Consider the following 25,301-nt stretch of genomic DNA (forward strand, 5'->3'; position numbering starts at 1 on the left):
GGTCGACCGGCTATGATGCTGCAATGCGCCGAAATCCTCTCATCGCAGCTGCGGCCATCTGCCTTGCGCTGATCATCTATGCCACGCTGGCAACGCTGGCAGGCAGGCCGGTGCTGATCGGCCATGCCGAGGCCTATTGGGTCGTCGTCATCGAGCGCTTCAGCGCCTATTGCCTGTTGGGTTTCCTGCTGTCCTTCCTGCTGCCGGGACGCTTCACGCTGGCTTGCGCATTCGTGATCGCCGTGGCCGTCGGGCTCGAGATGTTGCAGGCGATGGTGCCCGACCGCGATCCGCGATTCATCGACGTGCTGCAAAAAGCTGCCGGCGGCCTCCTCGGCGTGAGTCTCGCCCAGACCATTCTGGCTTTCCTGCCCAGACCCCCGTTCTGACGCAAGCGGCGTCAGATCACATCGCGGGGCGCGGTGTGCAGCGCAGTCCGATAGATTATTTTGCCATCTGCCCGCGCAGCTCGCCGCCTGGATTGGCCGCAGTATGGATGTTCGCATACCATTTGCCGGCCAAGAGAGCGACAGCCTGCGTCTCGGTAAGGATCGCGGTGCCCTGGATCGGGCTTTGCGTCGACTTGAACGGCAGCGCGATCCCGGCATTCTTGCCGGACTCGCTCGGCCCATGGAAATGCGCACCGAGCGCGGGACCGGTCAGATTGGCGTAGGTGACCGTGTAGGTCAGGACCTTGGTATCGGTGTCGAAAGAAGCCTCGGCCTTGCCGGAGCCGGAGCTCGTGTTGGGCGGCACCTCGTTGCTGCCCTTGAGTTCCGCTCGCAGTTTGATCACTTCGGCACTGGCGGCCGTCGCGAAAAGAGACGGGAGCGCAAAAACCAACGCCCCCGCCAGGCACACGGCTCTCATCATGGCAACCTCCCAGTCCGGATCCCGATGGCTTCGACCTGTTCCGGTGTGAAACACTAGAGGTCGCGCCAAATTCCGGCTGGCTGATTATGCCTGATTCGAAGGGAGCCGACTGCTGCCGGAGCGGCGGACTTACGCGACGCCACGCCTGAAGCCGTCCTGATCGGAGCTGAAGCCGCCGGACATCTGCCGGTGGGTTTCCCGCAACGCCGCGATCGCGTCATCGAGGCCGAATTCGCCTTTACGAATGGTTTCGAAGAATCGGGCCATCAAGGCGAAGTCCAGCTTGACGCGGGTGTGTCCATCGCGACTCTTGCGGCGAACGAGCGACAGGTGCAGCGCCTGCACCCTGGCCTCGGCGGCACTGCAGCCGCTGAGCGTCGCGAGTTCGTCATAAGTCATCCAGATCTGAGGCATGTCCCTGTCCGCCCTTTGTTATGGGCCTCAACCTAGATTTCACATCTAAAAGCACCCTTGCCGCGGTGCGGTCTTCAGGCGGTTTCGCGGTAACAGCGTCAACACAAAGCTAAGCTGCAGGACGCATCAGGACGTGGGAGGCCTGGAGGGCGTAAACGGCGACCGCGGCCGCGACCGGCTGTCCAGTCCCTTCGGCAGTTTGTCGGGATTAAGCTTGAGGACCGCGCATTTGGCGTCGGCTGGCAGCGCTTCTTCCTGGCTGTAGATCAGCGTGCATTCGAATCTGACCTCGGGCGCCTCTTGCGCCGTGCCCGAGCATGTCGCCACCGCGCCGCTGCATAGGCCGGTCAGGTTGACCTCGACCTGATCAGGACCAAACACGCTCGGATTGCCCTCGGCATGCCGTTTCACTGTCAGGACGGCCGTGAAGCGCTGCTGATCCACCTGATAGGAGCCGCCGTAGGTGAAGAAGGTGTCGCGGCCCGAGATCCGCCCCTCGATCAATTCGACAAGGCCTGTGCCTTGGCCACGCGGGGTTCTGAACCAGGCAGCGTATTTGCCGTCTCTCAACATGAAAAACATCCGTCGTAATATTCAAACGTATTTGCAGCTAATTCTGGGGCACGACAATGACCGAGACGGCGCGTATTTCGCCACGGTTAACGCCTCGCAAAACCAATTCGTCAAATTGCCGGTGTCGCATGCGCGACGCCGGTCGCAACTCAAAACAATTCGATGCCGTCATCCGCAGGCTCGACCGCCTCGACCCGGCTGGCGGCGGCGCTCGACGACAGCCCGAGGGCCTGCAAAAACTCCCGGTGGACGTTGCGCTCGCGCTCCATCGTGTAGCGCGCAAAGAGATCGTCGAGCACCGCCTCGTCCTGCAGCTGCGGCCGATGCGTGCCTGCGCTTGCCGTCTCCAGGCCTGCAGCGACGGTCGGCAGTGTTGCAGAGCTCTCGCCGAGCGAGCTCATCAGGCCTTGCGCCGAATTCATCAGGCCTTCGAACTCGGCGCCTTCGTCGACGAGCCGACTCATCAGCTTGCCGAGCCGTTCGTTGCCGGCCTCGACCTCGCGCAGCGCGTGGAGAATCTGCGGCTCTAGGTTGGCGAGCTGCGTGGGATCGCCCTGGACGCGGAGCTCCTTCAATTCGTTGGCGGAGCGCTCGATGCCGTCGAGGACCGGCCGCAAGCGCCCGGCGCCAGCCGAGACCTGGTCGGCGGTCGCCTTGAGCTCGTTGGCGATGACGACGAAGGCGCTGCCGCGGCTGCCGAGATGGCTCGCCTTGAGGCCCGCATTCATGCCGATCAGCGTGATGTCGACGGTGGCCTCGGCCAGGCTCGCAATGGCCTGGCGGAATTTCGACAGCGTATCCTCGACGACCGCGAGCGCCTCGTCGACCGAGCGTCCCGCGCTCTCGCAAGTGCCGATCAGGGTCGAAGCCTGCGCCAGCGTATGGTTGATGCGGGCGAGGGCCGACGACGACGAGCCGTTCTCGCCGCCGAACAGCGAGCGGCCATGACCGACGATGCCACTTGCATCATTCAGGATCGCCGACAGCGCGCGGATGATCTGGCCGATGTCACCGCCGAACTCGTGCTGCGCGTCCCTGAGCTGAGCGGCCTGGAGCCGGCGGATCGCATGCGCGCCGTCTTCGCTTGCGACCGGTTCCGGGACGAGGCTCGGCCCCGAGCCGGACGAGAGGCGCAAGCCATGACAGACATGTTCGAGGCGTTGCCGCGTGCTGTCGCCAGCCTGCAAGGAAATGATCGCGCCGCCGACCGCCTCGGCGATCTTCCGCGTGCTGCCGCTGGCAAGATCGGCGAGATGGCTGCTTTTGCTGCGCTGATCGCGAAGGCCGGAATAGGCAGCACCGAGTTCGGCGCTTTCTGCGACCAGCTGATCGCCGTAGCTTCGCTCGAAATCCTTCTGCCGGCCGGATGCGGTGGCGACCGCCTCCGACAGGCGCTGCTGGTCCCGCGCGCACCCCTCGATCGAGCCCTGTACGGCCTTGCCGAGATCGTAGGCCTCCTGCGTGAAGGTGAGAAAACCCTCGCGGTCGCCGTCGAGCGATGCCGCCTCGATCCGCGCGCTGCGCGCGATGATGGTGATCATCTGGATATGCTTGAACAGCGGCTTGAGCAGCGCGGACGCCTCGGTCGTGCTCCTGCCGATCGTCGCCAGCAAAGCGCTCTCGGCCGGCAAAGCCCGCGCCAGCTCGCTCAGCCGCGCCGCGATCTCCTGCAGCGCGGTCGCGGCGCCCTCGATCTCGGCGCCGGAGAGTTCTCCGGAGAGAGACGCGAGCCCCTGATTCAGCTCCTTGAAGATGATGTGGCCACGACCGAGCGCGTTGCCGACGCGCGCGAACACGTCCTCGATGCGCGACGAGACATCTTCGACCGCAGCGATCGCATCAGTCAAATTTCTGGCCGGAGTGGCAGACATCGCGATCAACCCGCAACCGCCACGTGCCCGGCCTGATACCACTGCATGATCTCTCGCGGAATGTGGTTCAGCGAGACCACTTTCTCGACCCCGCCATGGGCAATGGCTTCCTTGGGCATGCCGAACACCACGCAGCTCTCCTCGTCCTGCGCCCGGGTCGAGGCGCCCAGCTTGCGCATCTCCAGCATGCCACGCGCGCCGTCATCGCCCATGCCCGTCATGATGACACCGAGAGCGTTGGCGCCGGCGTGCTGGGCCGCCGAGCGAAACAGCACGTCGACCGAGGGGCGATGCCGCGACACCGGCGGGCCGTCCTTGATCGCGGCCTGATAGCGCAGGCCGATGCGCTGGAGCAGCATGTGGCGGGCGCCCGGCGCGATATAGGCCCAGCCCGGCAGCACAGCCTCGCCGTCCTCCGCCTCCTTGACGCGGATCTTGCAGACGCCGTCGAGACGCTTGGCGAAAGCAGCGGTGAAACCCGCCGGCATGTGCTGAACGATCAGAATGGGAGGACAGTTTGCCGGCAGCATCTCAAGGACGTCGTTGAGCGCTTCCGTTCCCCCCGTCGATGCACCGATGCACACGATGCGTTCGGTCGTCGGCCGAACCTTGCCCTGCACCGGCGGCGGGATGATGGCGTCGGCCGTGAGCTTCTTCTCGATCACCCGCCGCTCCGTGCGCGGTCGCACGCGCGCGCGCGCCGCCGACTTCACGGATTCGCGTAGCCGCGTGGAGCACTCGAGCAATGCCTGCCTGGTGTCAATCTTCGGCTTGGGCACGATGTCGACGGCACCGGCCTCGAATGCCTCGAACATCACGTTCGAGCCTTCCTCCGTCAGCGAAGAACAGATGATCACGGGGATCGGACGTTGCGCCATGATCTTGCGCAGGAACGTCATGCCGTCCATGCGCGGCATCTCGATGTCGAGGATCATGACGTCGGGGATTTCGTCCTGGAGACGCCGCGCCGCCACGAACGGGTCGGACGCCGTCGCCATCACCTCGATGTCGGGATCGTCGTTGAGGATCGTCTGAAGGATTTGGCGCACCGACGCCGAATCGTCCACGATCAGTACGCGAACTTTCTCCCTCGGCATGTTGAGTGCGCTCCCAATCAGACTTGAAAAATGGTCGGCTGAACTTGCTTCAGGCCTGGAATGGAACTGTGAATCATCGACTCGGAATGCCCCACCAGCAAATATCCTCCCGGCCGTAGATGACTGCAAAGCTGCTCGACGACCTTGCGCTGCGTCGGCTTGTCGAAATAGATGAGCACATTGCGGCAGAAAATCATGTCGACGTCCCGGTCGACGGGATAGGACGGATCCATCAGGTTCATCCGCATGAAACGCGTCATGCTCCGCAATTCCGGCACCACCCGCACCTCACCGCGCGACCTGTCGCGCGAAGACAGGAAATATTTCTTCAGGAATGGCTCCGGTACCGGCGCCAGAACGTCGCGGGCGTAGATCGCGGTCTTGGCGAGGCGCAGCACGGCGGTCGAAATGTCGGTTCCTAGGATACGGTACTGAAACCGCGATCCGCTCCGCGTCATATCGTCCAGCACCATGGCCGTCGTATAGGCCTCCATGCCGGTGGAACTCGCCGAGCTCCAGATCTTCAGGTTCGCATTCTTGCGGCCGTGCGACTTTAGGAGCGCCGGGACGGCGATCTCCCGCATGAAGGTGAAATGCTGCGGCTCGCGGAAGAAGTCAGTCTTATTGGTCGTCACCACATCGATCAGATGCGTCAGCTCGGTGTCGAAATGGCCGGCCTCGAACAGGTTGTCGACATATTCGTTCAAGTCGGAGAAATTCAGGGCGCGCACGCGCTTGTGCAGGCGTCCCTCCAGCATCAGCCGCTTGCCCTGCGGCAGCTTGATGCCGACCTGCCCTTCGATCAGTTCGGCAATGGTCCGGAAATGACGGTCCGACAAATGCACGGCCGTATCCTGCATGGCGTGCATCACGGCCGCCAGCCCCGGCCCCGAAGGCCCGCATACAATGAATATCGGGCCAAACGGGCCATTTCGAGTCCTACGCGTTCACAGAACAGCAGAAGAGAACAGGTCCGCCCAAAGACGGACGGACGTATCTCCGAAGACTTTCAGCGCTGAAAATCGGCGTCCCGATCATCCTCACCGTCGTTCATGTCGAAAGCAAAGCCGCCGCCCGCGGCCTTCATGGCGCGCGCCGGCTTGGCCTGCGGCTTCTTGGCGGGACGTTCGGCCGCCGCCATGGTCGCAGCCTTGGTGCGGAGCTGATTGACGGCCCGGTCGATCGGCGCCGGCGCATGGCTCTTTCCGCCATGCTCGATCCGGAAATAGGCGATCGTCGACTGAAGCTGCTCCGCCTGGGAGGCGAGCTCTTCGGAGGTCGAAGACACTTCTTCCGAAGCGCTCGCATTCTGCTGGCCGACCTTGTCGAGCTGCTGGATCGCCTGGTTGATCTGAGCCGAGCCGACATCCTGCTCGCGGCAAGCCGCGGTGATCTCTTCGACGAGCTCTGCGGTCTTCTTGATATCAGGAACGAGCTTGGACAGCATGGAGCCTGCTTCCTGCGCAACCTTGACGGTCTCGGCCGAAAGCGTGCCGATCTCGGCGGCAGCCGCCTGGCTGCGCTCGGCGAGCTTGCGCACTTCGGAGGCAACCACCGCAAAACCCTTGCCGTGCTCGCCTGCGCGCGCGGCCTCGACCGCCGCGTTGAGCGCGAGCAGATCGGTCTGGCGTGCGATCTCCTGCACGATGGTGATCTTCTCGGCGATGGTCTGCATCGCGTTGACGGCGCGACCTACCGCAGCACCGCTGGCCTCGGCGTCCTTGGCCGACTGCGCCGCGATCTTCTCGGTCTGGTTGGCGTTGTCGGCGTTCTGCTTCACGTTCGAAGCCATCTCTTCCATCGACGACGATGCTTCCTCGGCGGACGAGGCCTGCTCGGTCGCGCCCTGCGAAAGCTGCTCGGCGCTGGCAGAGAGCTCCTGGCTGCCGGCGGAGACGTTCTGTGCCGCGGTCAGGGCTTCGGAGACGATCTGGCGGAGCTTTTCCACCATGCGTTCGAGCGCGAGGCCGAGCGTATCCTTGTCCGACAGCGCCTTGGCTTCGACGGTGAGGTCGCCCTGCGCGATCTGGTTCGCAAGGGCCGCGGTCTGATTGAGGTTCACCGTCATCGCGTTCAGCGACTTGATGAGATCGCCGATCTCGTCATTGCTGGAGGCATTGATCTTCTGGCTGAGGTCGCCGATCGCGACCGCGTCGGCAAGGCCAACGGCGTTCGCGAGGCCGCGGCTGATATTGAGCGCAATCCAGGTCGCGGCCACCGCGGCGATCAGCAGCGAGGCGAGCACGAGGCTGATCAGCATGATTTCCGCCCGGTTACCGTCCTGTCTCGCTTGCTCGGCTTCATCCGCCATCGCCTTCTTGACATAAGTGACGTAGGCGCTCGCGGCGTCCATCGCGTCGGCGACCACCTTACGGCCGTCATGCATGGAACGATCCATCGACTTGGCCTTGTCCGTCTTCGCCAGCCTGACGGTTTCGTCCTGATAGGCATTCATCTTTGCGTAGGCGGCGACGAAGACATCCATCATCTTCTTGCCGCTCTCGCTGGCAGCAGAATGGATCTCATCCTTCGACTTCTGCAGGGACTCGCGGACCTTGGCGAGGTCGGCGGTATCAAGATCGTACTCCGCATCGGAGGCCAGGATCGCATTCTTCTCGGCGCGCACCTGCGCCAGGATGCCCTTTTCGAGTTCCGCGGCCTTTTCCATCCGGCCAGCACGAGCGACCAGATGTTCCGCCGTTCCGACCATATCGGAGAGCTTGAGAAAGCCGACAGCACCGGCAATCATGGACAGCAGGATGACGACGCCAAACGCGCTCGCGAGCTTGGCTTTGACGGTAAATCTCATTTCAGTCTCGTTGGTTCGAATTTCGGGTGCTTACGCACGCAAACGCTTACTCTCGTAAAACTCAGGCGGCGCGAGGCGCTTCGCCCGGTAGCTCATCATTCGCCATCAGCTTGGCGAGATCAAAGATGACGACGAATTTCTCGCCCTTGCGGCCTATGCCGGCGGCGTAGTCGGACTGCCATTTGCCGCCCACCTCGGGGATGGCCTCGATCGCCTGCTCGTCGATGTCGGTCACCTCGAACACGCAGTCGGCGACGAAGCCGACGCCGACCAGACGGTCCTTCATCGGCACATCGAGGATGATGATGCGGGTCGCCTCGGTCGTTGGCACGGCCGGCAAGCCGAGCTTGGTCCGGAGGTCCACGATCGGGTAGCCGGCGCCGCGTACGTCGATCATGCCGAGCAGAAAATTCGGCGCGTGCGGCAGACGCGAGATCGGCCGCATGTCGAGAATTTCCCGTACGTTGCGGATCGAGATGCCGAACGTCTCGCCGGCGAGCCCGAGCGTCAGATATTGCGAGGTTGCGGCCATTGCTCAGTCCAGGGTCAGTTGGTTCTGATGTTCAGCGCTGAAATTCGGCGTCGCGATCGTCTTCGCCATCATGCATATCGAAAGCGAAGCCGCCGCCATTTGCGACCTTCATTGCGCGCGCCGGCTTGCGAGCGGGCGCGGGCTTCTTCGCGCCACGATCCGCGGCCTGCATCTGCCCCGCCTTGCCGCGGAGCTGTGTGACGGCGCGGTCGATCGGCGCGGTCGCGGCGATCTGGCCACGCCCGCCCTGCTCGATGCGGAAGAACGAGATGGTCGACTGCAGCTGCTCGGCCTGGGAAGCCAGTTCTTCCGAGGTCGAGGACACCTGCTCGGAGGCACTGGCGTTTTGCTGGCCGACCTTGTCGAGCTGCTGGATCGCCTGGTTGATCTGCGAGGAACCGACGTCCTGCTCGCGGCAGGCTGCGGTGATCTCCTGCACCAGTTCGGCGGTCTTCTTGATGTCGGGCACGAGCTTGGACAGCATGTCGCCGGCTTCCTGGGCGACCTTGACCGTCTCGCTCGACAGCGTGCCGATATCGGCCGCGGCAGCCTGACTGCGCTCGGCAAGCTTGCGCACTTCGGAGGCGACCACCGCAAAGCCCTTGCCATGCTCGCCGGCGCGTGCGGCTTCGACGGCAGCGTTCAGGGCTAGCAGGTCGGTCTGACGCGCAATCTCCTGCACAATGGTGATCTTCTCGGCGATGGTCTGCATCGCCTGGACGGCGCGGCCGACGGCGACGCCGCTGGCTTCCGCATCCTTGGCCGACTGCGCCGCGATCTTCTCGGTCTGGTTGGCATTGTCGGCGTTCTGCTTCACGTTCGAGGCCATCTCTTCCATCGAAGAAGAAGCCTCCTCGGCGGACGAAGCCTGCTCGGTCGCGCCCTGCGAGAGCTGCTCGGCGCTTGCGGAGAGCTCCTGGCTGCCGGCGGACACGTTCTGCGCAGCGGTCAGGGCCTCCTCGACGATCTGCCGAAGCTTTTCGACCATGACGTTCAGCGACTTGGTGAGATCGCCGATCTCGTCATTGCTGCCAGAGGGGATCGTCTGGTTGAGATCGCCATTGGCTACGGCGCCGGCAAGACCGACTGCACGGCCGAGCGAGCGGCTGATCGAGATCGAAATCCACAACGCTGCAGCGATCGCAACCATCAGCGAGACGCCGAGGAGCGTCAGCAACAGAAACTGCGCCTGGTGGCCCTCTTCCTTCGACTGAACGGCCTGGCCGGCCATTTGCTTCTTGGTGTTATCAACATAAGCGCCCATGGAGTCGAGCGCTTCGTTCACAACCTTGCGCCCCTCGTTCATCGAGCGGTCGGTTGCCTTGGCCTTGTCGGTCTTCGCGAGCCGGATCGTCTCTTCCTGATAGACATTCATTTTGGCGTAGGCCACGCCAAAGCCGTCGAGCAGCTTCTTGCCGGCCTCGCTCGCCAGCGCATAGACTTCGTCCTTGGTCTTCAAGGCCGACTCGCGACGCTTGGCGGCATCGGCGGCGGCCTGATCGACCTCACTCTCGTTGCCGATGATGGCGTTCTTTTCTGCGCGAAGCTGAACGAGAATATCCTTCTCGACTTCGGTCGCCTTCTCCATGCGCTTGGCGCGCAGGACCATGCTGTCGGCCGTCGCCATCATGTCGCCGAGCTTCATGTAGGCGACGCCGCCGGCAACCATCGACAGGACGATGACCAGGCCGAACGCGCTGGCAAGCTTTGCCTTGACCGTAAATCTCATCTTCAGCCCCCAGTCAGTCTCGCCCCGAGACTTGCTCTCAATTCAGAATGCGTTCCATGTTGGGAACGATGACGAACTCTTCACGCCACTTCGCGATGAAGCGAATGAACTCCGGCTTCCAGTGCATGCCGACACGCGGCGTCTGCTGCACGTCGGTCTGCGAGATCTCGGTGACCTCATAGACCTTGTCGGCGGTGACGCCGACCAGCACCGGCTCGTTGTCGAGCTCGATCTCGATGACGACGATGCGCGTATCCGCGGAGTCCTCGGGCTGCGGCATGCCGAAACGGATGCGCAAATCCGCGAGCGGAATGACGTTGCCGCGGACATTGATCACGGAGGGAACGAAGGCCCGCGCGCCGGCCACCCTGGTCACCGGCACGGGATCGATGATCTCGCGCACGAGGCCGGCGTCGAGCGCGAACTTCTCCTCGCCGAGCCCGATCATCACGACCTGCATCGCATCGGCCTGGTGCTCACCCGCCAAACCTTCGGTCATCACGCCGCCTCGCTGATATGCTGCTTCTCGACCTTCGACTGCGCCAGCGCGACAAGCTGCGCGACGTCGAGGATCAGCGCCGCCGTGCCGTCCCCCAGGATGGTCGCGCCTGAGAAGATCGTGACGTCCGAATGGAGCTTGGACAGCGACTTGATCACGGTCTGGTGGTTGCCGATGATCTGGTCGGCGACGAGGCCGACGTGGGTCTCACCGGTCGAAATAATGATCGTCTTCTGATGCCGATCAGGCATACCCGACGACGACATGATCTCGCGCAGACGCAGGAAGGGTACGAGGTTGCCGCGCACGTTGAGGAAGTTGCGGCCGCGGGAGCGCTCGTCCTCGACCGTCAGCTCAATGCATTCCTCCACGGCCGACAGGGGAATGATGTAGCGGCCCTCGCCGACGCGGATCAGAAGACCCTCGATGATTGCGAGCGTCAGCGGCAGGCGCAGCGTCACCGTGGTGCCCTCGCCCTGCCTGGTCGACAGGTCGATCGAGCCGCGCATGTTCTCGATGGTGCGCTTGACCACGTCCATGCCGACGCCACGGCCGGACAGCGCCGAAATGGTCTGTGCGGTCGAGAAGCCCGGATGGAACAGGAACTGGTGGATCTCGTGATCGGACAGCACGGCACCGGCCGCGATAAGTCCCTGCTCTTCGGCTTTGGCGCGGATGCGCGCGGTGTTGAGACCGCCGCCATTGTCCTTCACGGTGACGAGCACCTGCGCGCCGGAATGGACGGCGGCGAGCTCGATGCGGCCCTGCTCGGTCTTGCCATTGGCGGTGCGGGTTGCGGTGTCCTCGATGCCGTGGTCGATGGCGTTGCGGATCAGGTGTACCAACGGGTCGGCCAGGCACTCGATCATGGTCTTGTCGAGTTCGGTATCCTCGCCCGTGGTGATGAATTCGACCGGCTTCGACAAGTCCCGCGACAGGTCATGGATCAGGCGGCGGAAGCGGCCGAACAGCGAGCCGATCGGCACCATGCGCGCGCCCATCGTGGTGTCGCGCAAGGAGGAAGCGAGGCGCTCGATTTCCTCGGCAATGATCTTGATCGAAAGATCGGAGCCGGAGGCTGCGAGCTGGGTCAGCCGCGCCTGGGCGATCACGAGCTCGCCGACGCGGTCCATCAGCTCGTCGAGGCGCTCGGCCTGGACGCGGACGGTAGCGATGCCGCGATCGTCGCGCTTGGCTTCGGCCTTCGGTTCAGGCTTGGCTTCAGGTTTTGGCGCCGCCTTTGCGGTGGGCTGCGCGGCGACGGACACCGGGTCAGTCTCGGCCACCGGCGCGGGCATTTCGGCGACCGGCTCCTCGTCGAGGAGAAGGAACAGCGGCGCCGGTGCGGGCGCCTCGACTTGCTCCAGCGGCGAGAGCGTCAGCTTCATCTCGTCCGAGACGAACATGAAGACGTCGTCGATCGCGGCCTTGTCGCAGGCCGCGTGCAGCTTGACGTCCCACTTCAGATAGCAGTCTTCCGGATCCATCTCGTCGAGGAACGGGATGCCGTCGGTCACAGGTACGACGAAGCAGGGACCGAGCTTGCAGAGATCTTCCAGCAGATCGAGCGGATTCGAGCCGTTGCGCAGGATGTGGGATTCGAATTCCAGGTAAAGGTGCCAGCCGGCCTGCTTGCTCTCGACAGGGGCCAGCGGCGGCGCTGTAACGATCTCGGCGGCGGCCGCGACAGGCTGATCCGACGACACAAAGCGCTTGAGGTCGTCGAGGATGGCTTCGCCGATGATATCGTCGGTCGACTGCGGATCCTCGATCAGGGCGCGGATATAGTCCTTGGCGGCGAGCGCGACCGAGATCAGCTCCTGGGTCGGCTTGATCTCGCCCTTGCGGACGCGGTCGAAGGCGGTTTCAAATTCGTGGGTGAAGGAGGCGACCTTGTCGAAGCCGAACATCGCGCCCGAACCCTTGATGGTGTGCAGGGCACGAAAGGCGGAATCGACCAGCTCGCGGTCGTCGGGACGCAGGCCGAGATCGAGCAAGGCCCCTTCAAGGACCTCGAACAGCTCGCTGGCTTCCTGGCGAAAGACCTCGGTCGGGTCCATCGCGTTCATGCGCGCACCAGCTTTGCGACGACGGTGAGCAACTGCTCGGGCTTGAACGGCTTCGTGATCCAGCCGGTGGCGCCGGCGCTCTTGGCTTCCTGCTTCACCGCGTCGTTGGATTCGGTGGTCAGGAACACGATGGGCATACCGACCGCGCTCGGCAGCTTGCGCAGCGCCTTGATCAACTCCAGCCCGTTCATGACAGGCATATTGAGGTCGGTGATGACGAGGTCGAGCTTGCCGGCCTGCGCCTTGGCGAGGCCTTGCGCGCCGTCACCGGCCTCGATCACGCTGTGACCGGCCGGCTCGAGCACGACCTTGATCATCTGCCGGATGCTGGGCGAATCGTCGACGGTCAGGACCGTGGCCATTAGACGCCATCCTTCTTTAGCGGGAAGTGCTGATCGATCATCGCGTCGCTGGCGAAGCCTGCACGGCGAAGGGTGTTGCGCAGAGATTGGGAGAATGAGGTCAGCACCACCGGGCGGCCTTGGGCATCGCCGGTCTTGGCGGCTGACAGCAGAAGCTGAATCGAGGTCACGTCGGCCTTGTCGACGCTGGAACAATCGATCTCGAGCCGGTCCTGCCGGCCGAACGCTTCGCGGATCAGGTCGTAGACACTGCGGATCGCAGCAATGCTGCAATCTGCAGGCAGCCGTAGGGACCACTTCGGCTCAGTGACATCAGACGACATTCGTCCCCCAAATTTCCTCAGGATTCACTGCACGCATCGCGCGAATCCCGCACGACAACTATTCGCGTAGGAGAGTATGCAAACTCCTAATGGGCCTCCCCGTACAACTACGGGTCACAATCCCCAAAACTTCGCGTGGGCATGCAAGCGTGCATGGCCCGCTCAAATCGCATGCGCTGGGCGCAACGTTGAGGCAGTTTGCCGCAGCATGGATGTTTGCTCCGCGTTAAATCGCACGGGCTATTCCTTGAGATCATGCCTCGCTATCCGAACGAGTCCGGCCGCCGATGCTGACGCAAGCGCTTCTGGTTGACGACAGCCGCTCTGTCCTCAATTTCCTGAAACGTCATATTGAAGCGGAAGGCCTCGTCGAGGCCACCACCTTCCTCGATCCCGTCGAGGCGTTGGCTTGCGCACGCCAGCGCGTCTTCGATCTTGTGCTGGTCGACTACGAGATGCCGCACATGGACGGCATCAGCTTCATCCGCACGCTTCGCACGCTGCCGGGCTTCACCGACATCCCGATCGCGATGATCACATCGCGGCAGACCGACGACATCAAAATGGAAGCGCTGCAGGCAGGTGCAACCGATTTCCTGCCCAAGGCGCCGCAAAGCGTCGAGATGACGGTGCGGCTGCGGAATTTAATTCAGCTTGGTGCAGCCGTACGCAAGCTCAACGACCGCGCCGCGCATCTGGCCAGCGAAGTCGCGGCCGCAACACGCAAGCTCGGCGAGCGCGAGGAGGAAATCATCCTGCGGCTCGCGCTCGCGGTCGAATACCGCGACAACGACACCGGCGAGCACACGCTGCGGGTCGCCCGCTACAGCCGGATCATCGCCGAGCAGCTCGGCCTTCCCGCGAGGGTCTGCCGCGACATCTATCTCGCCGCCCCATTGCACGACGTCGGCAAGGTCGCCATTCCTGACAACATCCTTCTCAAGCCGGGCCGCCTGACCGACGATGAGATGGCGGTGATCCGTACCCACGCCACGATCGGCGAGAAGATTCTGGCCGACTCCAGTTGCGAGCTGATCCAGCTCGGTGCGCAAATTGCAGCAGGTCACCACGAGCGCTGGGACGGCGCCGGCTATCCGAACGGCCTTAGAGCGGACGAGATCCCGGTTGCCGCGCGCGTGGTCGCGGTCGCCGACGTCTTCGACGCCCTGACGACGCGGCGCCCATATAAAGAGCCGATGCCCCTCGATGTGGCGCGCGACTATCTGGTCGAGCACCAGGGACGGCAGTTCGACCCCGCCTGCGTCGAGGCTTTTCTATCGCGCTGGGGTGAGGTGGTGGGGATCGCCGCCGGGCAGACTGCGACGCCGTCGCAGCAATCCGAGGCCGCCCTCGCACCCTTTATATTATACTAGAGGCGACCTGGAGCCGTCCGGACCTGGATCGCGCCGGTGAAGCCGCCGGGGCGGTCTGACATCGCGTTGACAGTAACGGTTTGCCGCGGCACCGTTTTCTGCCATCACAGGTTTGAACCTGTTCCTGTCGGGATGCACCAATACCAAGAGTGATTCTGATCACACTTGCCTGGGCGATCCCCTGCTAGGCTCCCGCCGGGACGTGGATCAGTCGGGTACCGTTCGAACTGGATGAAAAAATCATGAGAAGCCTGATCGGCGCCATCGCCGGCGTGTTTTGCCTCGCGGCTCCCGCCATTGCCGAGACGCCCGCCGCCATCGTCGAGGACGTGCAGGGCAAGGTCGACGGCATCGAATTCATGGACTATGTGGCGCCCGGCAAGATCATCAAGCTCGGGCCCAAGGCTGGCGTCACGCTCAGCTATCTCAAATCCTGCCTGCGCGAGACCATCACCGAAGGCGTCGTGCTGGTCGGCGCGGAGCAGAGCACCGTGCAACTCGGCAACGTCGAGCGCGTCAAAGTGCCCTGCGACGCCAACGCCGTGCAGCTCTCCGAGCGCGAGGCCCACCAGAGCGCGGCAACCACGTTCCGCAGCATGCGAGCCGACGCCAACAGCGCGCCTGCCAAGCTGCCGACGATCTACGGTGTCGCGCCGCTGATTCAGGCCAAGAGCGGCAGCACGCTGGTGATCGAACGCACCGACGGCAAGGAGCCCACGATCACCCTTCCGCTCAAGAGCGACATCATGGTCGCCAGAAAATTCTATGACCTTTCGAAAGCCGGCAAGTCGCTAACGCCCGGCGGCAGCTATCTCGCGAAGCTCGGCACCAAGCGCTACGCCTTCCAGGTCGACGCCAGTGCGACCGCGTCGCCGACGCCGATCGTCGGCCGTCTGCTCCGGCTCGAATAGACGGCCCGCGACAGCAGCGATGCGGCGGATCGGCAGGCGGGACATCGTTGCGGCTATCGTGATTGCGATCATTACGGGCGCGGCTTTTACGTCTCCGCCGCTGCAGAACCTGCAAGGTCTCTCGCTCGACATTCTCACCGCGCTGCGCTGGACACTCATCGGGGACCGCCGCGATCCCGCATCATCGCCGATTGTCGTCGTGGCGATTGACGGCGAGACCTACGATACACCGCCCTTCAAGGGATCGCCGACCCAGACGTGGACGCGCGAGATCGGCCGGGTGCTCGGCAGCATCACCGAGGGCGGCGCCAAAGTCATCGGATTCGACGTCATCTTCAAGAACTCGATCGAGCAGTCGGCGATTCCCTTTGGCGACGCCCCGCTCGGCAGCCGTATGAAAGGCTTCGATCGGGACTATCTCATCGCCCTGCGGAAGCTCTCCGACAGCGGCGAGCTCGTGCTCGGCGAAATTCTCAGCAACGACCATCCGGACAGACCAGATCGCGCGCAGCAACTGGCCGTGAAAAACAACATCCGCGCGCTCAACGTCCATACCGACGCCGACGACGTCATCCGGCGAATGCCGCTGAGCTTTTCCATCACAGGTCAGCCGGTGGCCGCAATGGCCGTCGAACTCGCCGCGCGCGCGCTCGGCGCAAAGCCCGAGACCGGGCCGACCGGGACGACGAATTTATCCGGCTACGCGATCCCGAGCGCGGTTCCCAACACGCTCACGCTCAACTTCCGCGGCATGGGCCGCGACGTCCCCACCTATTCTTTCGCCGATTTGCGCGCCTGCGTCGAAAAGGGAGACACCGAGTTCTTCCACCGCGCCTTCGACGGCAAGGTCGTGTTGCTCGGCAGCATCCTCAATTTCGATGACCGCAAGCTCACTTCAATGCGCCTGGCCGGAGGATATGACGGAACACCGGGGTCGCGATGCGCCCTTCCCGCGCCTGCGAGCATCGCGCAACAAGCTCGCAGTGCGGTCGCCGGCGTCTTCGTCCACGCCACCGTTGTGCGAAATCTAATCGAGCACGATGCCATCACCGAACTCGGCTTCCCACAGCGGACGATCCTGACAATCGTGTTCGCGGCGATCATTGCCGCCGCCGCCTGCTTCCTCGCTCCGACCGGCGCGGCGATCACCTGGCTCGGGCTTACCGTCTCCTACTCTGCTGTCGCCGTCAGCATGTTCGCGCATGCCCTCGCGCTGCCCCTGGCCGAGCCCGTGCTTGCGAGCCTCGCAGCGCTCGCGCTAATGATCGGCTACCGCTTCGTGATCGCCGACCGTGAGGAGCGCTTCCTGCGCAAGAGCTTTGCGTTCTATCTCGCGCCCGAGGTAATCGACGGCATGGTCGCTTCCGGTAAAATGCCGGTGCTTGGCGGCGAGATGCGCAACATCACCATGTTTTTCTCGGACCTCAGCGGCTTCTCCTCGATCGCCGAGAAGATGACGCCAAGCGAGCTGGTCGCGTTGATGAACGACTATCTCTCCGCCATGACCGACATCATCGAAAGCCATGGCGGCTATGTCGACAAATATATCGGCGATTCCGTCGTCGCGATGTTCGGCGCGCCGGCCGACGATCCCGATCATGCACGCAACGCGGTCGCCGCCGCGTTGCAATGCCGCGACCGGCTCGAAGAGCTCAACGACAGCCATCCCGCATTCCGCGGCCGCGGCCTCGCCCAGCGCATCGGGTTAAACAGCGGCGAAGCCGTCGTCGGCAATATCGGCTCGCGCCGGCGCTTCAACTACACCGTCATGAGCGACACCGTGAACCTCGCCTCGCGTCTCGAGGGCGCCAACAAGTATTTTGGCACCGTGATCATGGCGTCCGAGATGACCGTGAACCAGAGCCGTAGCGCCTATACCTGGCGCGAGCTGGACACGGTCAAGGTGCAGGGACGCGACAAGCCGATCAGGGTGTACGAGCCGCTCGCCGACATGAACAAGGAGACGCAGGAGCAAAGCAACCGCGCGGCGACTTACGCCGAGGGACTTGCGTACTGGCGGGCGCGCGACTTTGCCAAAGCGGCCGAGCTGTTCGAAAGCGCCGCAGTCGACGATCCGCCGTGCCGATATTTCGCCAAGCGTGCCCGAGCATTGGCGTCCAATCCACCGCCGGCGGACTGGACACCGGTGAATACGCTGGAGGGGAAGTAACCGTTCCTAGAACGGCAGCCCCACATAATTCTCCGCGAGCAACCGCTGCGCGGTTTCGGACGACAGCAGATACTCCAGCTCGGTCCGCTGAAGCCGGTCTTCGTATTCGGAACGATCCGGAAAATGGTGCAGCATCATCGTCATCCACCACGAGAATCGCTGCGCCTTCCAGATCCGGGCCAGTGCCTTCGCAGAATAGCCCTTTAGTCCGGAATCGTCGCCATCCCGATAGTGCGCGAGCATCGCGTGGTACAGATAGTAGATGTCGGAGGCCGCACTGTTCAGCCCGCGTGCGCCGGTCGGCGGCACGATGTGGGCGGCATCGCCGGCGAGATACAAGCGGCCATAACTCATCGGCTCGGCGACGAAGCTGCGCAGAGGCGCAATGCTCTTCTCGATCGAGGGGCCGGTGATGAGGCGATCGGAGACCTCGCCTGGCAGGCGGCGCTTCAGTTCGATCCAGAACGCATCGTCCGACCAACGCTCGACCTTTTCCGTGAGCGGCACCTGGACGTAATAGCGGCTTAGCACTTGCGAACGCAGCGAGCACAGCGCAAAGCCGCGCTCGTGCTTCGCGTAGATCAGCTCCGGCGACACCGGCCTGGTGCGCGACAACACGCCGAGCCAGCCGAACGGATAGACCTTTTCATATTCGCGCAGCACGTCTTTCGGGATCGATCTGCGGCTGACGCCATGAAAGCCGTCGGCGCCGACGATGTAGTCGCAATCAACCCGGATCGTCTCGCCGTTCGATCGATATGTCACACAGGGCCGGTCGGAGGTCAGATCATGCGGTGTCACGTCCTCGGCATTGTGCACGACCTTGCCGCCGAGACGGTCGCGCGCCTCGTAGAGGTCGCGCGTCAGCTCGGTCTGACCGTAGACCAGCACCGAATTGCCGCCGGAATGCTTGTGCAGATCGATGTGGGAGAGCACGCCGTCATGGGCGATATCAAACCCGTGATGGATCTCGCCTTCGCGATCCATCCGCTCGCCGCATTGCGCCTCGCGCATCAGTTTTGCAAAGCCGTGCTCGAGCACCCCCGCACGGATGCGCGCCAGCACGTGGTCGCGGCTGTATTTCTCCAGCACGATGGTGTCGATGCCCTTCAGGTGCAGGAGCTGGGACAGCAGCAGCCCGGACGGTCCTCCGCCGATGATGCAAACCTGAACTTTCATTTTTCTGTCCTCCCGTCCGCACTTTTTTCAGATTTTTCGTCGCGGACCGATGGAGGGATTTGCCATTGTCTTGTACTATTCGAACATGAAAACCGCAGCCTCCGCCCCGACCATCCGGGTCTATAATCTGTTCGGCGAAGCCGGCGACCTGCCGGACGTCGTCCACTGCGAGACGATTGCGTCCCGTTCGGTGCTACACAACTGGACGCTCGCGGTGCACCGCCATGCAAGGCTGCACCAGGTGCTGCTGATCGAGCACGGCGGCGGCGAAGCGACGCTCGACGGGCGCGTGGTGCCGCTCAAGCCAATGCAGACCGTCAATGTGCCGGTCGGGCACGTCCACGGCTTCCGCTTCCTGCCCGACACCCAGGGCTGGGTGCTGACCATCGCCGCGGAAATCCTGGACGAGGCATTGCTCGCCGCCGAGGGCCTGCGCGGCGTGCTGTCCCGATCGGCAGTCGTTCGCGGCACGCCGCAGATCCGCGCGACGATGAAGCAGATCTTTGCCGAGCACGCCGCGCGCGATTTCGGCCGCGCGCATGTGCTGCGCGCGTTGTCGGCCGCCATGATCGGCCTCGTGGCACGAGCGCTTACAGGCGAGAGCGGCACCAGCAGCAGCTCTGAATCAAATCTGTTCCGCCGCTTCGAAACCTTGCTCGAACAGTATCATCTGGAGCGCTGGACCGTTGCGGACTACGCCAACGCGCTGGCGATCACGCCGACCCATCTCAACCGCGTCACGCGCGCGGCGACGGGCGACACCGCCTCGCACCTGATCCTGAACCGGCTGATCCGCGAGGCGCGCCGCAACCTCGTCTATACAAATCTGCCGGTTTCGACGATCGCCTACGCGCTCGGCTTCGAGGATCCCGCCTATTTTAGTCGGGTCTACGCCGCAGCCACAGGGCTGTCACCGCGCGACTTTCGTGCGCAGCTTCATGGCGGCGACTAGCAAGCTGATTGGGCTCACGAACCGAACCGGCGGCGATAGTCCTGCGGTGCGGTGGCAAGCACGCGCAGGAAACTACGGCGCATGGTCTCCTCCGACCCGAAGCCGCAGCGCTGGGATATCCGCTTCACCGGCAGACGCGTCTCCGACAGCATCCGTCGCGCAGCCTCCACCCGCAACCGCTCGATAGCTCGAAGCGGCGTCAGTCCGGTCGCCTTGGCATAATGGCGGCTGAAACTGCGTTCGCTCATGCCGGCTTCGCGTGCCAGTCTGGACAGGGAGAGATCGCCGGCGAGGTGCTTGCTGATCCATTGATGCAGCGCACCGAATTCATCCTCAGCCGATTGCAGCGACAGCGCCTCGCTAAACTGTGCCTGCCCGCCCGGCCGCTTGAGGAAGACGACGAGATAGCGCGCCACCGCGAGCGCCGTGGTGCGGCCGAGATCTTCCTCCACCAGGGCTAGCGCCAGGTCGATGCCGGCCGTTACGCCTGCCGAAGTCCAGATTGTGCCGTCGCGCACGAAGATCGGATCGGGCTCGACGCGCACGGCGGGAAAGCGCCGCGCGAGCTCGGCGCAATACGACCAATGCGTCACCGCACGCCGTCGGTCGAGCGTGCCGGATGCACCGAGCAGGAATGCGCCGGTGCAGACCGACGCCACGCGCCGCGCCTTCTTCACGCGCTGCCGCAGCCAGCTCAGCAGCACCGGATCGGAAGCGGCGACATCGACGCCCGGACCTCCCGCAACCACCAACGTGTCCAGTCCGCTACCGGCGCCGGGCAGCGGCTCCGTTGCAATCTCCAATCCTGAGGACGCCGTCACACGCGCGCGATCTTTCGCCACCACGCGAAGCGCATAAGGCGGCGTTCCACCCGCTTCCACGATCTGCTCGTTGGCGGTCGCGAACACCTGGAGCGGCCCGGTGACGTCGAGCAGTTGCACCGATGGGTAAGCCAGCACTTCGATCACGCGCGCGGAACTGCGCGTAGCGCGCGAAACGGAACCTGGCGAGAACCGAGGGGTCTTTGGCATTTGCGCCAAAGCGTGCCCGGTTATGTTGCCGCTGTCCAGTCGAATTGAGAGCAGCCCATGATCGCGCACGAGACCCACCTGCAAATCGGATCCCTGCTTTTCGATGACCTCGATCAGATCGATCTCACCGGCCCCTTCGAGGTGCTGTCGCGCATTCCCAACGCGACCTACCGCGTCTACGCTAAAACGACCGCCCCCGTTCGCGACGTCAGGGGCTTGCGGCTGACGCCTGATGCGACGCTTGCCTCGGCACCCCGGCTCGATGTGCTTCATGTGCCGGGTGGTTTCGGCCAGGAAGGCGTGATGGAGGACGAGGAGGTTCTCGCCTGGATCGATCGGCAGGCAACCGGCGCACGCAGTGTCTTTTCGGTCTGCACGGGCGCTCTGCTCCTCGGCGCAGCAGGACTCTTGCGCGGACGGCGGGCGACGACCCATTGGGCTTCGTTTCACCTGCTACCATTGTTTGGCGCCACTCCCGTCAACGAACGTGTCGTCGTCGAGGGCAACTGGATCTTTGCCGCCGGCGTCACCGCCGGAATCGACGGAGCCTTGCGGCTCGCGGCGGAGCTCCGCGGTGACGACGTCGCGCGCGCGATCCAGCTCTACATGCAGTATGCGCCGGAGCCGCCGTTCGACAGCGGTACGCCGGAGCGTGCACCCCGCGCCATCCTCGAGGAGGCGAAACGTGCCGTGGCCGACATTACGGCGAAGCGGGACGCGACCGCCCGACGGGTGGCCGCGAGGCTCGGGATCGCCACCCCAAACGGCTAGTTCGCCAGACCTCACACTCGACCAACGCAAAGGAGAGACCATGACCACAAAGACCTTCACCAAGACCGCACCGCCGGACTGGCTTCTCGCGATGTGGAAGGAGATCGACGACAAGACCTTTGGCAAGGGTTTCGACTGCTTCGCCGAAGATGCGATCTGCAATCTCGGCGTCGCCGACTGGCACGGCCGCGAGGCGATCCGCAGCAATCTGCGGCAATTCATCGACCGCGGCTTTACGGCGCTCCACGACGTCGTCGAGTTCTGGGATAGTCCCGGGCTCAAGGTCTTCCACGGCAAGGTCGCGATGCGCTTCGACGACCCCAACATCGCAGCCGTGAGACCGACGATGGTCCACTTCTTCTATATGGACGAGAAAGATCTCACCAAGGTCAAGCACTGGGTCGGCGCGGTGGGACCGACCGGCTTCTAGCTACCCTGGATCGAGACAACAGAAACGGCCCCATCATCGGACGGGGCCGCTTCATTCAGGATGGGATCAATCAGACGCCGAAGAACACTGGCACGCTCGCTGCGCGTAATGATCAGCGTCCATCGACAAATCCGCGCGCAACGCGCGAACGGCTCGATGCCGATTTGCGTCAGGTGATCGCGCGCCGGTTCGGCCTGTGGCGCGAGGACGCGGCCATGCGCGACTGGGTCACTGGGGGGCGGGATTCCGCCCTGGCCGATCGTTACAAGGTCATGTCGGAGCGGGATCAGGCGCGGGCCCAACTGGCGGCGGTCCAAAGCTCGACCTCCTGGCGGGTGACCGCGCCGCTGCGGTGGACCAAGGAGTTGTTTCAGCGCCGGTAACGATAGTGCTTGTTGGCTGCCGCCGAGGTGACCTGCCCCTCGTCAAATCCACTGGTTGCGCGCGGGCAGTCACGCTAGAATTCGGCCATGACAGTGACCGATATTGCGAGCCGAACCTACAATCACAGCTGGCGGCTGGATCCCATCATCCGCAGCCTGCTCGATACCGATTTCTACAAGCTCTTGATGTTACAAATGATTCGGGAATCGTATCCGGATCAGCGGGTGACTTTCTCAGTCATCAATCGCTCGCGCCATGTGCGCCTTGCCGAGATCATCGACGAGGGCGAGCTGCGCGCCCAGCTCGATCACGCCCGCACCATTCGCTTCACCAAGAAGGAATTGATCTGGCTCGCCGGCAACACATTCTATGGCAAGACCCACATGTTCTCGGCGGACTTCATCCGCTGGCTCGCCGAATTCCGCCTTCCCGAATACGAGCTGCGCAAAGTCGAGGGTCAATACGAACTGCATTTCCACGGTCCCTGGACCCACACCACGATGTGGGAGATTCCAGCGCTCGCCATCCTCAACGAACTACGCTCGCGCTCCGCGATGAAGGGCCGTGCCCGCTTCGAGCTCGACGTGCTCTATGCCCGCGCCAAGGCCAAGCTGTGGACCAAGGTCGAGCGGCTGCGCAAGCTGGACAATTTATGGCTCTCCGACTTCGGCACCCGCCGCCGCCACGGCTTTCTGTGGCAGCGCTGGTGCGTGGAGGCGGTGAAGGAAGGGCTGGGCTCGTCCTTCATCGGCACCTCCAACGTGCTGCTCGCGATGGACAACGATCTCGAAGCCATCGGCACCAATGCGCACGAGCTGCCGATGGTCGCAGCGGCGCTCGCCAAGGACGACGAGGAGTTGCGCTGGGCGCCCTATCGCATTCTCGACCAGTGGCGTCAGACTTATGGCGGCAATCTGCTGATCGCGTTGCCGGACGCGTTCGGTACGAAGGCCTTCCTGCGCGATGCGCCGGAATGGGTGGCCGATTGGACCGGATTCCGCCCCGACAGCGCGCCGCCGATCCAGGCCGGCGAAGAGATCGTCGCCTGGTGGGAGAAGAAGGGCCGCAATCCCAGGGACAAGCTGCTCGTGTTTTCCGACGCGATGGATGTCGGCTCGATCGAGGAGACTCATCACCACTTCGCCGGCCGCGTACGGCTCTCGTTCGGCTGGGGCACCAACCTTACCAATGATTTCGTCGGCTGCCCACCAGACGGCTCGTTCAATCTCGATCCGATCTCGCTGGTCTGCAAGGTGTCGTCGGTCGACGGACGCCCGGCCGTCAAGCTCTCCGACAATCCAGAGAAGGCGACCGGCATGCCTTCGGAGATCGAGCGCTATTTGCGCGTGTTCGGCGATGCCGGCCGCGTGCGTCAGCCGGTGTTGGTCTAGACCCGGACCGAATTCTCTCAACCGAGTCAATCGCGAAGGCCGGATTCGATGGATCGGCGCACCGATGCTGCGCCGGTTCCGGCTGCGTAACATTTGCAGCGATCTGCGCGCATCCGCTTCACGACGCTTTCACCCTGCAAGACGGTCTCTCGACTTTTTCAGGTCGAGCTAGCAGCGATCCCGCCTGGTTCGCGTTATCAGCCGACGCTCAGCTGGGGTCGCTGAGTGATTTGGGGAACGCAGAGTGTTTCGCAGAACAGCAACGTTGGCGAAGGAACGCAGCTTCCTTCACGTAATCAAGCTCGTCTCGCCTTTCATCATGGTCGTCGTGCTTCAGGCGACGATCGCGGGATTCAGCTTGGAGGTGATGTCATCGGTTCGCGCCTATGTCGCGGGCGAGGCGATGTGGTCGCGCTCGCAGAAGAACGCCGTCTACTTCCTCAATCTCTATCTGCATTCAGGCAACGCTAGCCGGTTCGGGCAATACCAGACCTCGCTCGCCGTCCCGATCGGCGACGAATATGCGAGATGGGCGCTCGAGCGAGATCCGGTCGACGTCGAGCTCGCGCGCATCGGCTTCCTGCAAGGCGGCAACCATCCCGATGACGTCCCCGACCTGATCTGGCTGTTCCGCTATTTCAACCAGGTCAGCTTCCTCCGCGAAGCGATCCGGGAGTGGACTGCCACTGATCCGATGCTGCTGGAGCTCAGCGTCTTCGGTGAAGTCATCAAGAGTGAACTAAAAGACGGTCCCATTGGGGATAGCGACCGTCTGCAATTCCTGTCGTCGCGGCTCTCGGAGTTGAACAGGCAGTTCACAGGGCATGCCGAGCGGTTCTCGACTGTGCTGGGCGAAGGCTCCCGCGCCATCAAGCTGACGCTGACATACCTCAACATCGCCACCGCCGCGACCTTGATTCTGCTCCTGACCTGGCACACGCGGCGACTGGTGCTGCAGCGGCAGGCGTTCGAGGATGCGCTGCATGCCGAGAAGGAGCGCCTCGCCTTTCAAGCCTCGCATGACTGGCTGACCGGGATTGCCAATCGGCGCGCCTTCGAAGCGCGCCTGCAGAGCGAGCTCGATCGTCGCGGTGAAAATTCGCTCGGCCTGATCCTGCTCGACCTCGACCAGTTCAAGAGCGTCAACGACAATTTCGGCCATCTCGGCGGTGATCGGCTGCTATGTCAGGTCGCGCGCCTGCTGCAGCAGGACCGGCGGTCGCATGATCTGGTCGCACGACTCGGCGGTGACGAGTTCGGGCTGATCCTGCCGCAATGTGCGCCTTACGACGCCGTCGACATCGCCGAACGGCTGCGGCGATCACTCGAGATTTTCAACTTCGCCTGGGATGATCGCTGCTTTGCGGTGACCGCCAGCATCGGCGTTGCCTGCATTGCCGACGCCAACACCACGCTTGAAGAGGCGATGCGCCGGGCCGATGCCGCCTGCTATTACGCCAAGGAGAAGGGGCGCAACCGGGTTCAGGTCGACAACGGAAAACCGGACGTCGTTCTCGTCGCGACGCGGCGGGAGGCTGCGCGCGCATGACGGTCGTCA

At 63.6% G+C, this 25,301-nt stretch carries 25 protein-coding genes; 10 read left to right on the forward strand and 15 right to left on the reverse strand.

What is annotated here, in order from left to right; genetic code table 11:
• Nucleotides 1-23: 23 nt before the first annotated feature.
• Nucleotides 24-389 (forward strand): VanZ family protein, encoded by a 366-nt coding sequence (locus tag ABIA96_RS27190; protein ID WP_354140115.1) that lies wholly within the window; start codon nt 24-26, stop codon nt 387-389.
• A 55-nt stretch (nt 390-444) separates the two neighbouring features.
• Here the strand turns inward: ABIA96_RS27190 and ABIA96_RS27195 are convergent, their stop codons facing one another.
• The 13 genes from ABIA96_RS27195 to ABIA96_RS27255 all read right to left on the reverse strand — a co-directional run bounded on the left by ABIA96_RS27195 (nt 445) and on the right by ABIA96_RS27255 (nt 13,151).
• Nucleotides 445-873: a CHRD domain-containing protein gene (locus tag ABIA96_RS27195; RefSeq protein WP_354140116.1), complete on the reverse strand. Its 429-nt coding sequence runs from the start codon at nt 871-873 to the stop codon at nt 445-447.
• A gap of 129 nt (nt 874-1,002) precedes the next feature.
• Nucleotides 1,003-1,287 carry a hypothetical protein gene (locus ABIA96_RS27200; protein WP_354140117.1) on the reverse strand — a complete coding sequence of 95 codons (285 nt, stop codon included), beginning with the start codon at nt 1,285-1,287 and terminating at the stop codon, nt 1,003-1,005.
• A 126-nt stretch (nt 1,288-1,413) separates the two neighbouring features.
• A complete protein-coding gene (locus tag ABIA96_RS27205; protein WP_354140118.1) occupies nt 1,414-1,860 on the reverse strand; it encodes a hypothetical protein in 447 nt (148 codons plus the stop codon).
• 149 nt (nt 1,861-2,009) lie between these two features.
• Complete coding sequence (locus ABIA96_RS27210; RefSeq protein WP_354140119.1) at nt 2,010-3,731, reverse strand: methyl-accepting chemotaxis protein; 1,722 nt, start codon at nt 3,729-3,731, stop codon at nt 2,010-2,012.
• A gap of 5 nt (nt 3,732-3,736) precedes the next feature.
• A complete protein-coding gene (locus ABIA96_RS27215; protein WP_354140120.1) occupies nt 3,737-4,828 on the reverse strand; it encodes a protein-glutamate methylesterase/protein-glutamine glutaminase in 1,092 nt (363 codons plus the stop codon).
• Nucleotides 4,829-4,845: 17 nt separating this feature from the next.
• Nucleotides 4,846-5,700, reverse strand: coding sequence for a CheR family methyltransferase (locus ABIA96_RS27220; RefSeq protein WP_354140121.1), 855 nt, complete (start codon nt 5,698-5,700; stop codon nt 4,846-4,848).
• Between the two features lie 137 nt (nt 5,701-5,837).
• Entirely contained in the window at nt 5,838-7,637 is a 1,800-nt protein-coding gene (locus ABIA96_RS27225) for a methyl-accepting chemotaxis protein (protein WP_354140122.1), read from the reverse strand.
• A gap of 61 nt (nt 7,638-7,698) precedes the next feature.
• A complete protein-coding gene (locus tag ABIA96_RS27230; protein WP_354140123.1) occupies nt 7,699-8,169 on the reverse strand; it encodes a chemotaxis protein CheW in 471 nt (156 codons plus the stop codon).
• 31 nt (nt 8,170-8,200) lie between these two features.
• Nucleotides 8,201-9,898 carry a methyl-accepting chemotaxis protein gene (locus ABIA96_RS27235; RefSeq protein ID WP_354140124.1) on the reverse strand — a complete coding sequence of 566 codons (1,698 nt, stop codon included), beginning with the start codon at nt 9,896-9,898 and terminating at the stop codon, nt 8,201-8,203.
• A 37-nt stretch (nt 9,899-9,935) separates the two neighbouring features.
• Nucleotides 9,936-10,397, reverse strand: a complete 462-nt coding sequence (locus ABIA96_RS27240; RefSeq protein ID WP_354140125.1) for a chemotaxis protein CheW — start codon at nt 10,395-10,397, stop codon at nt 9,936-9,938.
• Nucleotides 10,397-12,466 carry a chemotaxis protein CheA gene (locus tag ABIA96_RS27245; RefSeq protein ID WP_354140126.1) on the reverse strand — a complete coding sequence of 690 codons (2,070 nt, stop codon included), beginning with the start codon at nt 12,464-12,466 and terminating at the stop codon, nt 10,397-10,399. The genes ABIA96_RS27240 and ABIA96_RS27245 overlap by 1 nt, the downstream gene beginning before the upstream one ends.
• Nucleotides 12,463-12,828, reverse strand: coding sequence for a response regulator (locus ABIA96_RS27250; RefSeq protein ID WP_354140127.1), 366 nt, complete (start codon nt 12,826-12,828; stop codon nt 12,463-12,465). Before ABIA96_RS27250 ends, ABIA96_RS27245 begins: the two co-directional genes overlap by 4 nt.
• Nucleotides 12,828-13,151: an STAS domain-containing protein gene (locus ABIA96_RS27255; protein WP_354140128.1), complete on the reverse strand. Its 324-nt coding sequence runs from the start codon at nt 13,149-13,151 to the stop codon at nt 12,828-12,830. The genes ABIA96_RS27250 and ABIA96_RS27255 overlap by 1 nt, the downstream gene beginning before the upstream one ends.
• A 287-nt stretch (nt 13,152-13,438) precedes the next feature.
• Here ABIA96_RS27255 and ABIA96_RS27260 point away from each other — a divergent pair, with 287 nt between their 5' ends.
• From ABIA96_RS27260 to ABIA96_RS27270, 3 genes are all read left to right on the forward strand, one after another.
• Nucleotides 13,439-14,524 (forward strand): HD domain-containing phosphohydrolase, encoded by a 1,086-nt coding sequence (locus ABIA96_RS27260; RefSeq protein WP_354140129.1) that lies wholly within the window; start codon nt 13,439-13,441, stop codon nt 14,522-14,524.
• 242 nt (nt 14,525-14,766) lie between these two features.
• Nucleotides 14,767-15,435: a hypothetical protein gene (locus tag ABIA96_RS27265; RefSeq protein WP_354140130.1), complete on the forward strand. Its 669-nt coding sequence runs from the start codon at nt 14,767-14,769 to the stop codon at nt 15,433-15,435.
• 19 nt (nt 15,436-15,454) lie between these two features.
• Nucleotides 15,455-17,605: a CHASE2 domain-containing protein gene (locus ABIA96_RS27270; protein WP_354140131.1), complete on the forward strand. Its 2,151-nt coding sequence runs from the start codon at nt 15,455-15,457 to the stop codon at nt 17,603-17,605.
• Nucleotides 17,606-17,611: 6 nt separating this feature from the next.
• Here the strand turns inward: ABIA96_RS27270 and pobA are convergent, their stop codons facing one another.
• Complete coding sequence (gene pobA / locus ABIA96_RS27275) at nt 17,612-18,784, reverse strand: 4-hydroxybenzoate 3-monooxygenase (RefSeq protein ID WP_354140132.1); 1,173 nt, start codon at nt 18,782-18,784, stop codon at nt 17,612-17,614.
• A gap of 49 nt (nt 18,785-18,833) precedes the next feature.
• On the opposite strand from pobA, the gene ABIA96_RS27280 reads away from it, so the two are divergent.
• Complete coding sequence (locus tag ABIA96_RS27280; RefSeq protein ID WP_354140133.1) at nt 18,834-19,736, forward strand: helix-turn-helix domain-containing protein; 903 nt, start codon at nt 18,834-18,836, stop codon at nt 19,734-19,736.
• 14 nt (nt 19,737-19,750) lie between these two features.
• Here ABIA96_RS27280 and ABIA96_RS27285 read toward each other — a convergent pair whose 3' ends face one another.
• The gene (locus tag ABIA96_RS27285; protein WP_502918854.1) at nt 19,751-20,701 is read right to left on the reverse strand and encodes a GlxA family transcriptional regulator; all 951 of its coding nucleotides are present in this window, start codon (nt 20,699-20,701) and stop codon (nt 19,751-19,753) included.
• 123 nt (nt 20,702-20,824) lie between these two features.
• On the opposite strand from ABIA96_RS27285, the gene ABIA96_RS27290 reads away from it, so the two are divergent.
• From ABIA96_RS27290 to ABIA96_RS27310, 5 genes are all read left to right on the forward strand, one after another.
• Nucleotides 20,825-21,538, forward strand: coding sequence for a DJ-1/PfpI family protein (locus tag ABIA96_RS27290; protein WP_354140135.1), 714 nt, complete (start codon nt 20,825-20,827; stop codon nt 21,536-21,538).
• Between the two features lie 40 nt (nt 21,539-21,578).
• Nucleotides 21,579-21,968: a nuclear transport factor 2 family protein gene (locus tag ABIA96_RS27295; RefSeq protein WP_354140136.1), complete on the forward strand. Its 390-nt coding sequence runs from the start codon at nt 21,579-21,581 to the stop codon at nt 21,966-21,968.
• A gap of 164 nt (nt 21,969-22,132) precedes the next feature.
• The gene (locus ABIA96_RS27300) at nt 22,133-22,351 is read left to right on the forward strand and encodes a hypothetical protein (RefSeq protein ID WP_354140137.1); all 219 of its coding nucleotides are present in this window, start codon (nt 22,133-22,135) and stop codon (nt 22,349-22,351) included.
• 87 nt (nt 22,352-22,438) lie between these two features.
• A complete protein-coding gene (gene pncB / locus ABIA96_RS27305) occupies nt 22,439-23,743 on the forward strand; it encodes a nicotinate phosphoribosyltransferase (RefSeq protein WP_354140138.1) in 1,305 nt (434 codons plus the stop codon).
• 244 nt (nt 23,744-23,987) lie between these two features.
• Nucleotides 23,988-25,292, forward strand: a complete 1,305-nt coding sequence (locus ABIA96_RS27310; RefSeq protein WP_354140139.1) for a GGDEF domain-containing protein — start codon at nt 23,988-23,990, stop codon at nt 25,290-25,292.
• Nucleotides 25,293-25,301 lie beyond the last annotated feature (9 nt).

Origin of the sequence: Bradyrhizobium sp. LB11.1 (genome assembly GCF_040549385.1) — a bacterium.
Taxonomy (GTDB): Bacteria; Pseudomonadota; Alphaproteobacteria; order Rhizobiales; family Xanthobacteraceae; genus Bradyrhizobium.

Coding starts and splice junctions, on each gene's coding strand:
- ABIA96_RS27190 (WP_354140115.1), top strand. CDS start 24: ATGCGCCGAAATCCTCTCATCGCAGCTGCGGCCATCTGCCTTGCGCTG.
- ABIA96_RS27195 (WP_354140116.1), bottom strand. CDS start 873: ATGATGAGAGCCGTGTGCCTGGCGGGGGCGTTGGTTTTTGCGCTCCCG.
- ABIA96_RS27200 (WP_354140117.1), bottom strand. CDS start 1,287: ATGCCTCAGATCTGGATGACTTATGACGAACTCGCGACGCTCAGCGGC.
- ABIA96_RS27205 (WP_354140118.1), bottom strand. CDS start 1,860: ATGTTGAGAGACGGCAAATACGCTGCCTGGTTCAGAACCCCGCGTGGC.
- ABIA96_RS27210 (WP_354140119.1), bottom strand. CDS start 3,731: ATGTCTGCCACTCCGGCCAGAAATTTGACTGATGCGATCGCTGCGGTC.
- ABIA96_RS27215 (WP_354140120.1), bottom strand. CDS start 4,828: ATGCCGAGGGAGAAAGTTCGCGTACTGATCGTGGACGATTCGGCGTCG.
- ABIA96_RS27225 (WP_354140122.1), bottom strand. CDS start 7,637: ATGAGATTTACCGTCAAAGCCAAGCTCGCGAGCGCGTTTGGCGTCGTC.
- ABIA96_RS27230 (WP_354140123.1), bottom strand. CDS start 8,169: ATGGCCGCAACCTCGCAATATCTGACGCTCGGGCTCGCCGGCGAGACG.
- ABIA96_RS27235 (WP_354140124.1), bottom strand. CDS start 9,898: ATGAGATTTACGGTCAAGGCAAAGCTTGCCAGCGCGTTCGGCCTGGTC.
- ABIA96_RS27240 (WP_354140125.1), bottom strand. CDS start 10,397: ATGACCGAAGGTTTGGCGGGTGAGCACCAGGCCGATGCGATGCAGGTC.
- ABIA96_RS27245 (WP_354140126.1), bottom strand. CDS start 12,466: ATGAACGCGATGGACCCGACCGAGGTCTTTCGCCAGGAAGCCAGCGAG.
- ABIA96_RS27250 (WP_354140127.1), bottom strand. CDS start 12,828: ATGGCCACGGTCCTGACCGTCGACGATTCGCCCAGCATCCGGCAGATG.
- ABIA96_RS27255 (WP_354140128.1), bottom strand. CDS start 13,151: ATGTCGTCTGATGTCACTGAGCCGAAGTGGTCCCTACGGCTGCCTGCA.
- ABIA96_RS27260 (WP_354140129.1), top strand. CDS start 13,439: ATGCTGACGCAAGCGCTTCTGGTTGACGACAGCCGCTCTGTCCTCAAT.
- ABIA96_RS27265 (WP_354140130.1), top strand. CDS start 14,767: ATGAGAAGCCTGATCGGCGCCATCGCCGGCGTGTTTTGCCTCGCGGCT.
- ABIA96_RS27270 (WP_354140131.1), top strand. CDS start 15,455: ATGCGGCGGATCGGCAGGCGGGACATCGTTGCGGCTATCGTGATTGCG.
- pobA (WP_354140132.1), bottom strand. CDS start 18,784: ATGAAAGTTCAGGTTTGCATCATCGGCGGAGGACCGTCCGGGCTGCTG.
- ABIA96_RS27280 (WP_354140133.1), top strand. CDS start 18,834: ATGGAGGGATTTGCCATTGTCTTGTACTATTCGAACATGAAAACCGCA.
- ABIA96_RS27290 (WP_354140135.1), top strand. CDS start 20,825: ATGATCGCGCACGAGACCCACCTGCAAATCGGATCCCTGCTTTTCGAT.
- ABIA96_RS27295 (WP_354140136.1), top strand. CDS start 21,579: ATGACCACAAAGACCTTCACCAAGACCGCACCGCCGGACTGGCTTCTC.
- pncB (WP_354140138.1), top strand. CDS start 22,439: ATGACAGTGACCGATATTGCGAGCCGAACCTACAATCACAGCTGGCGG.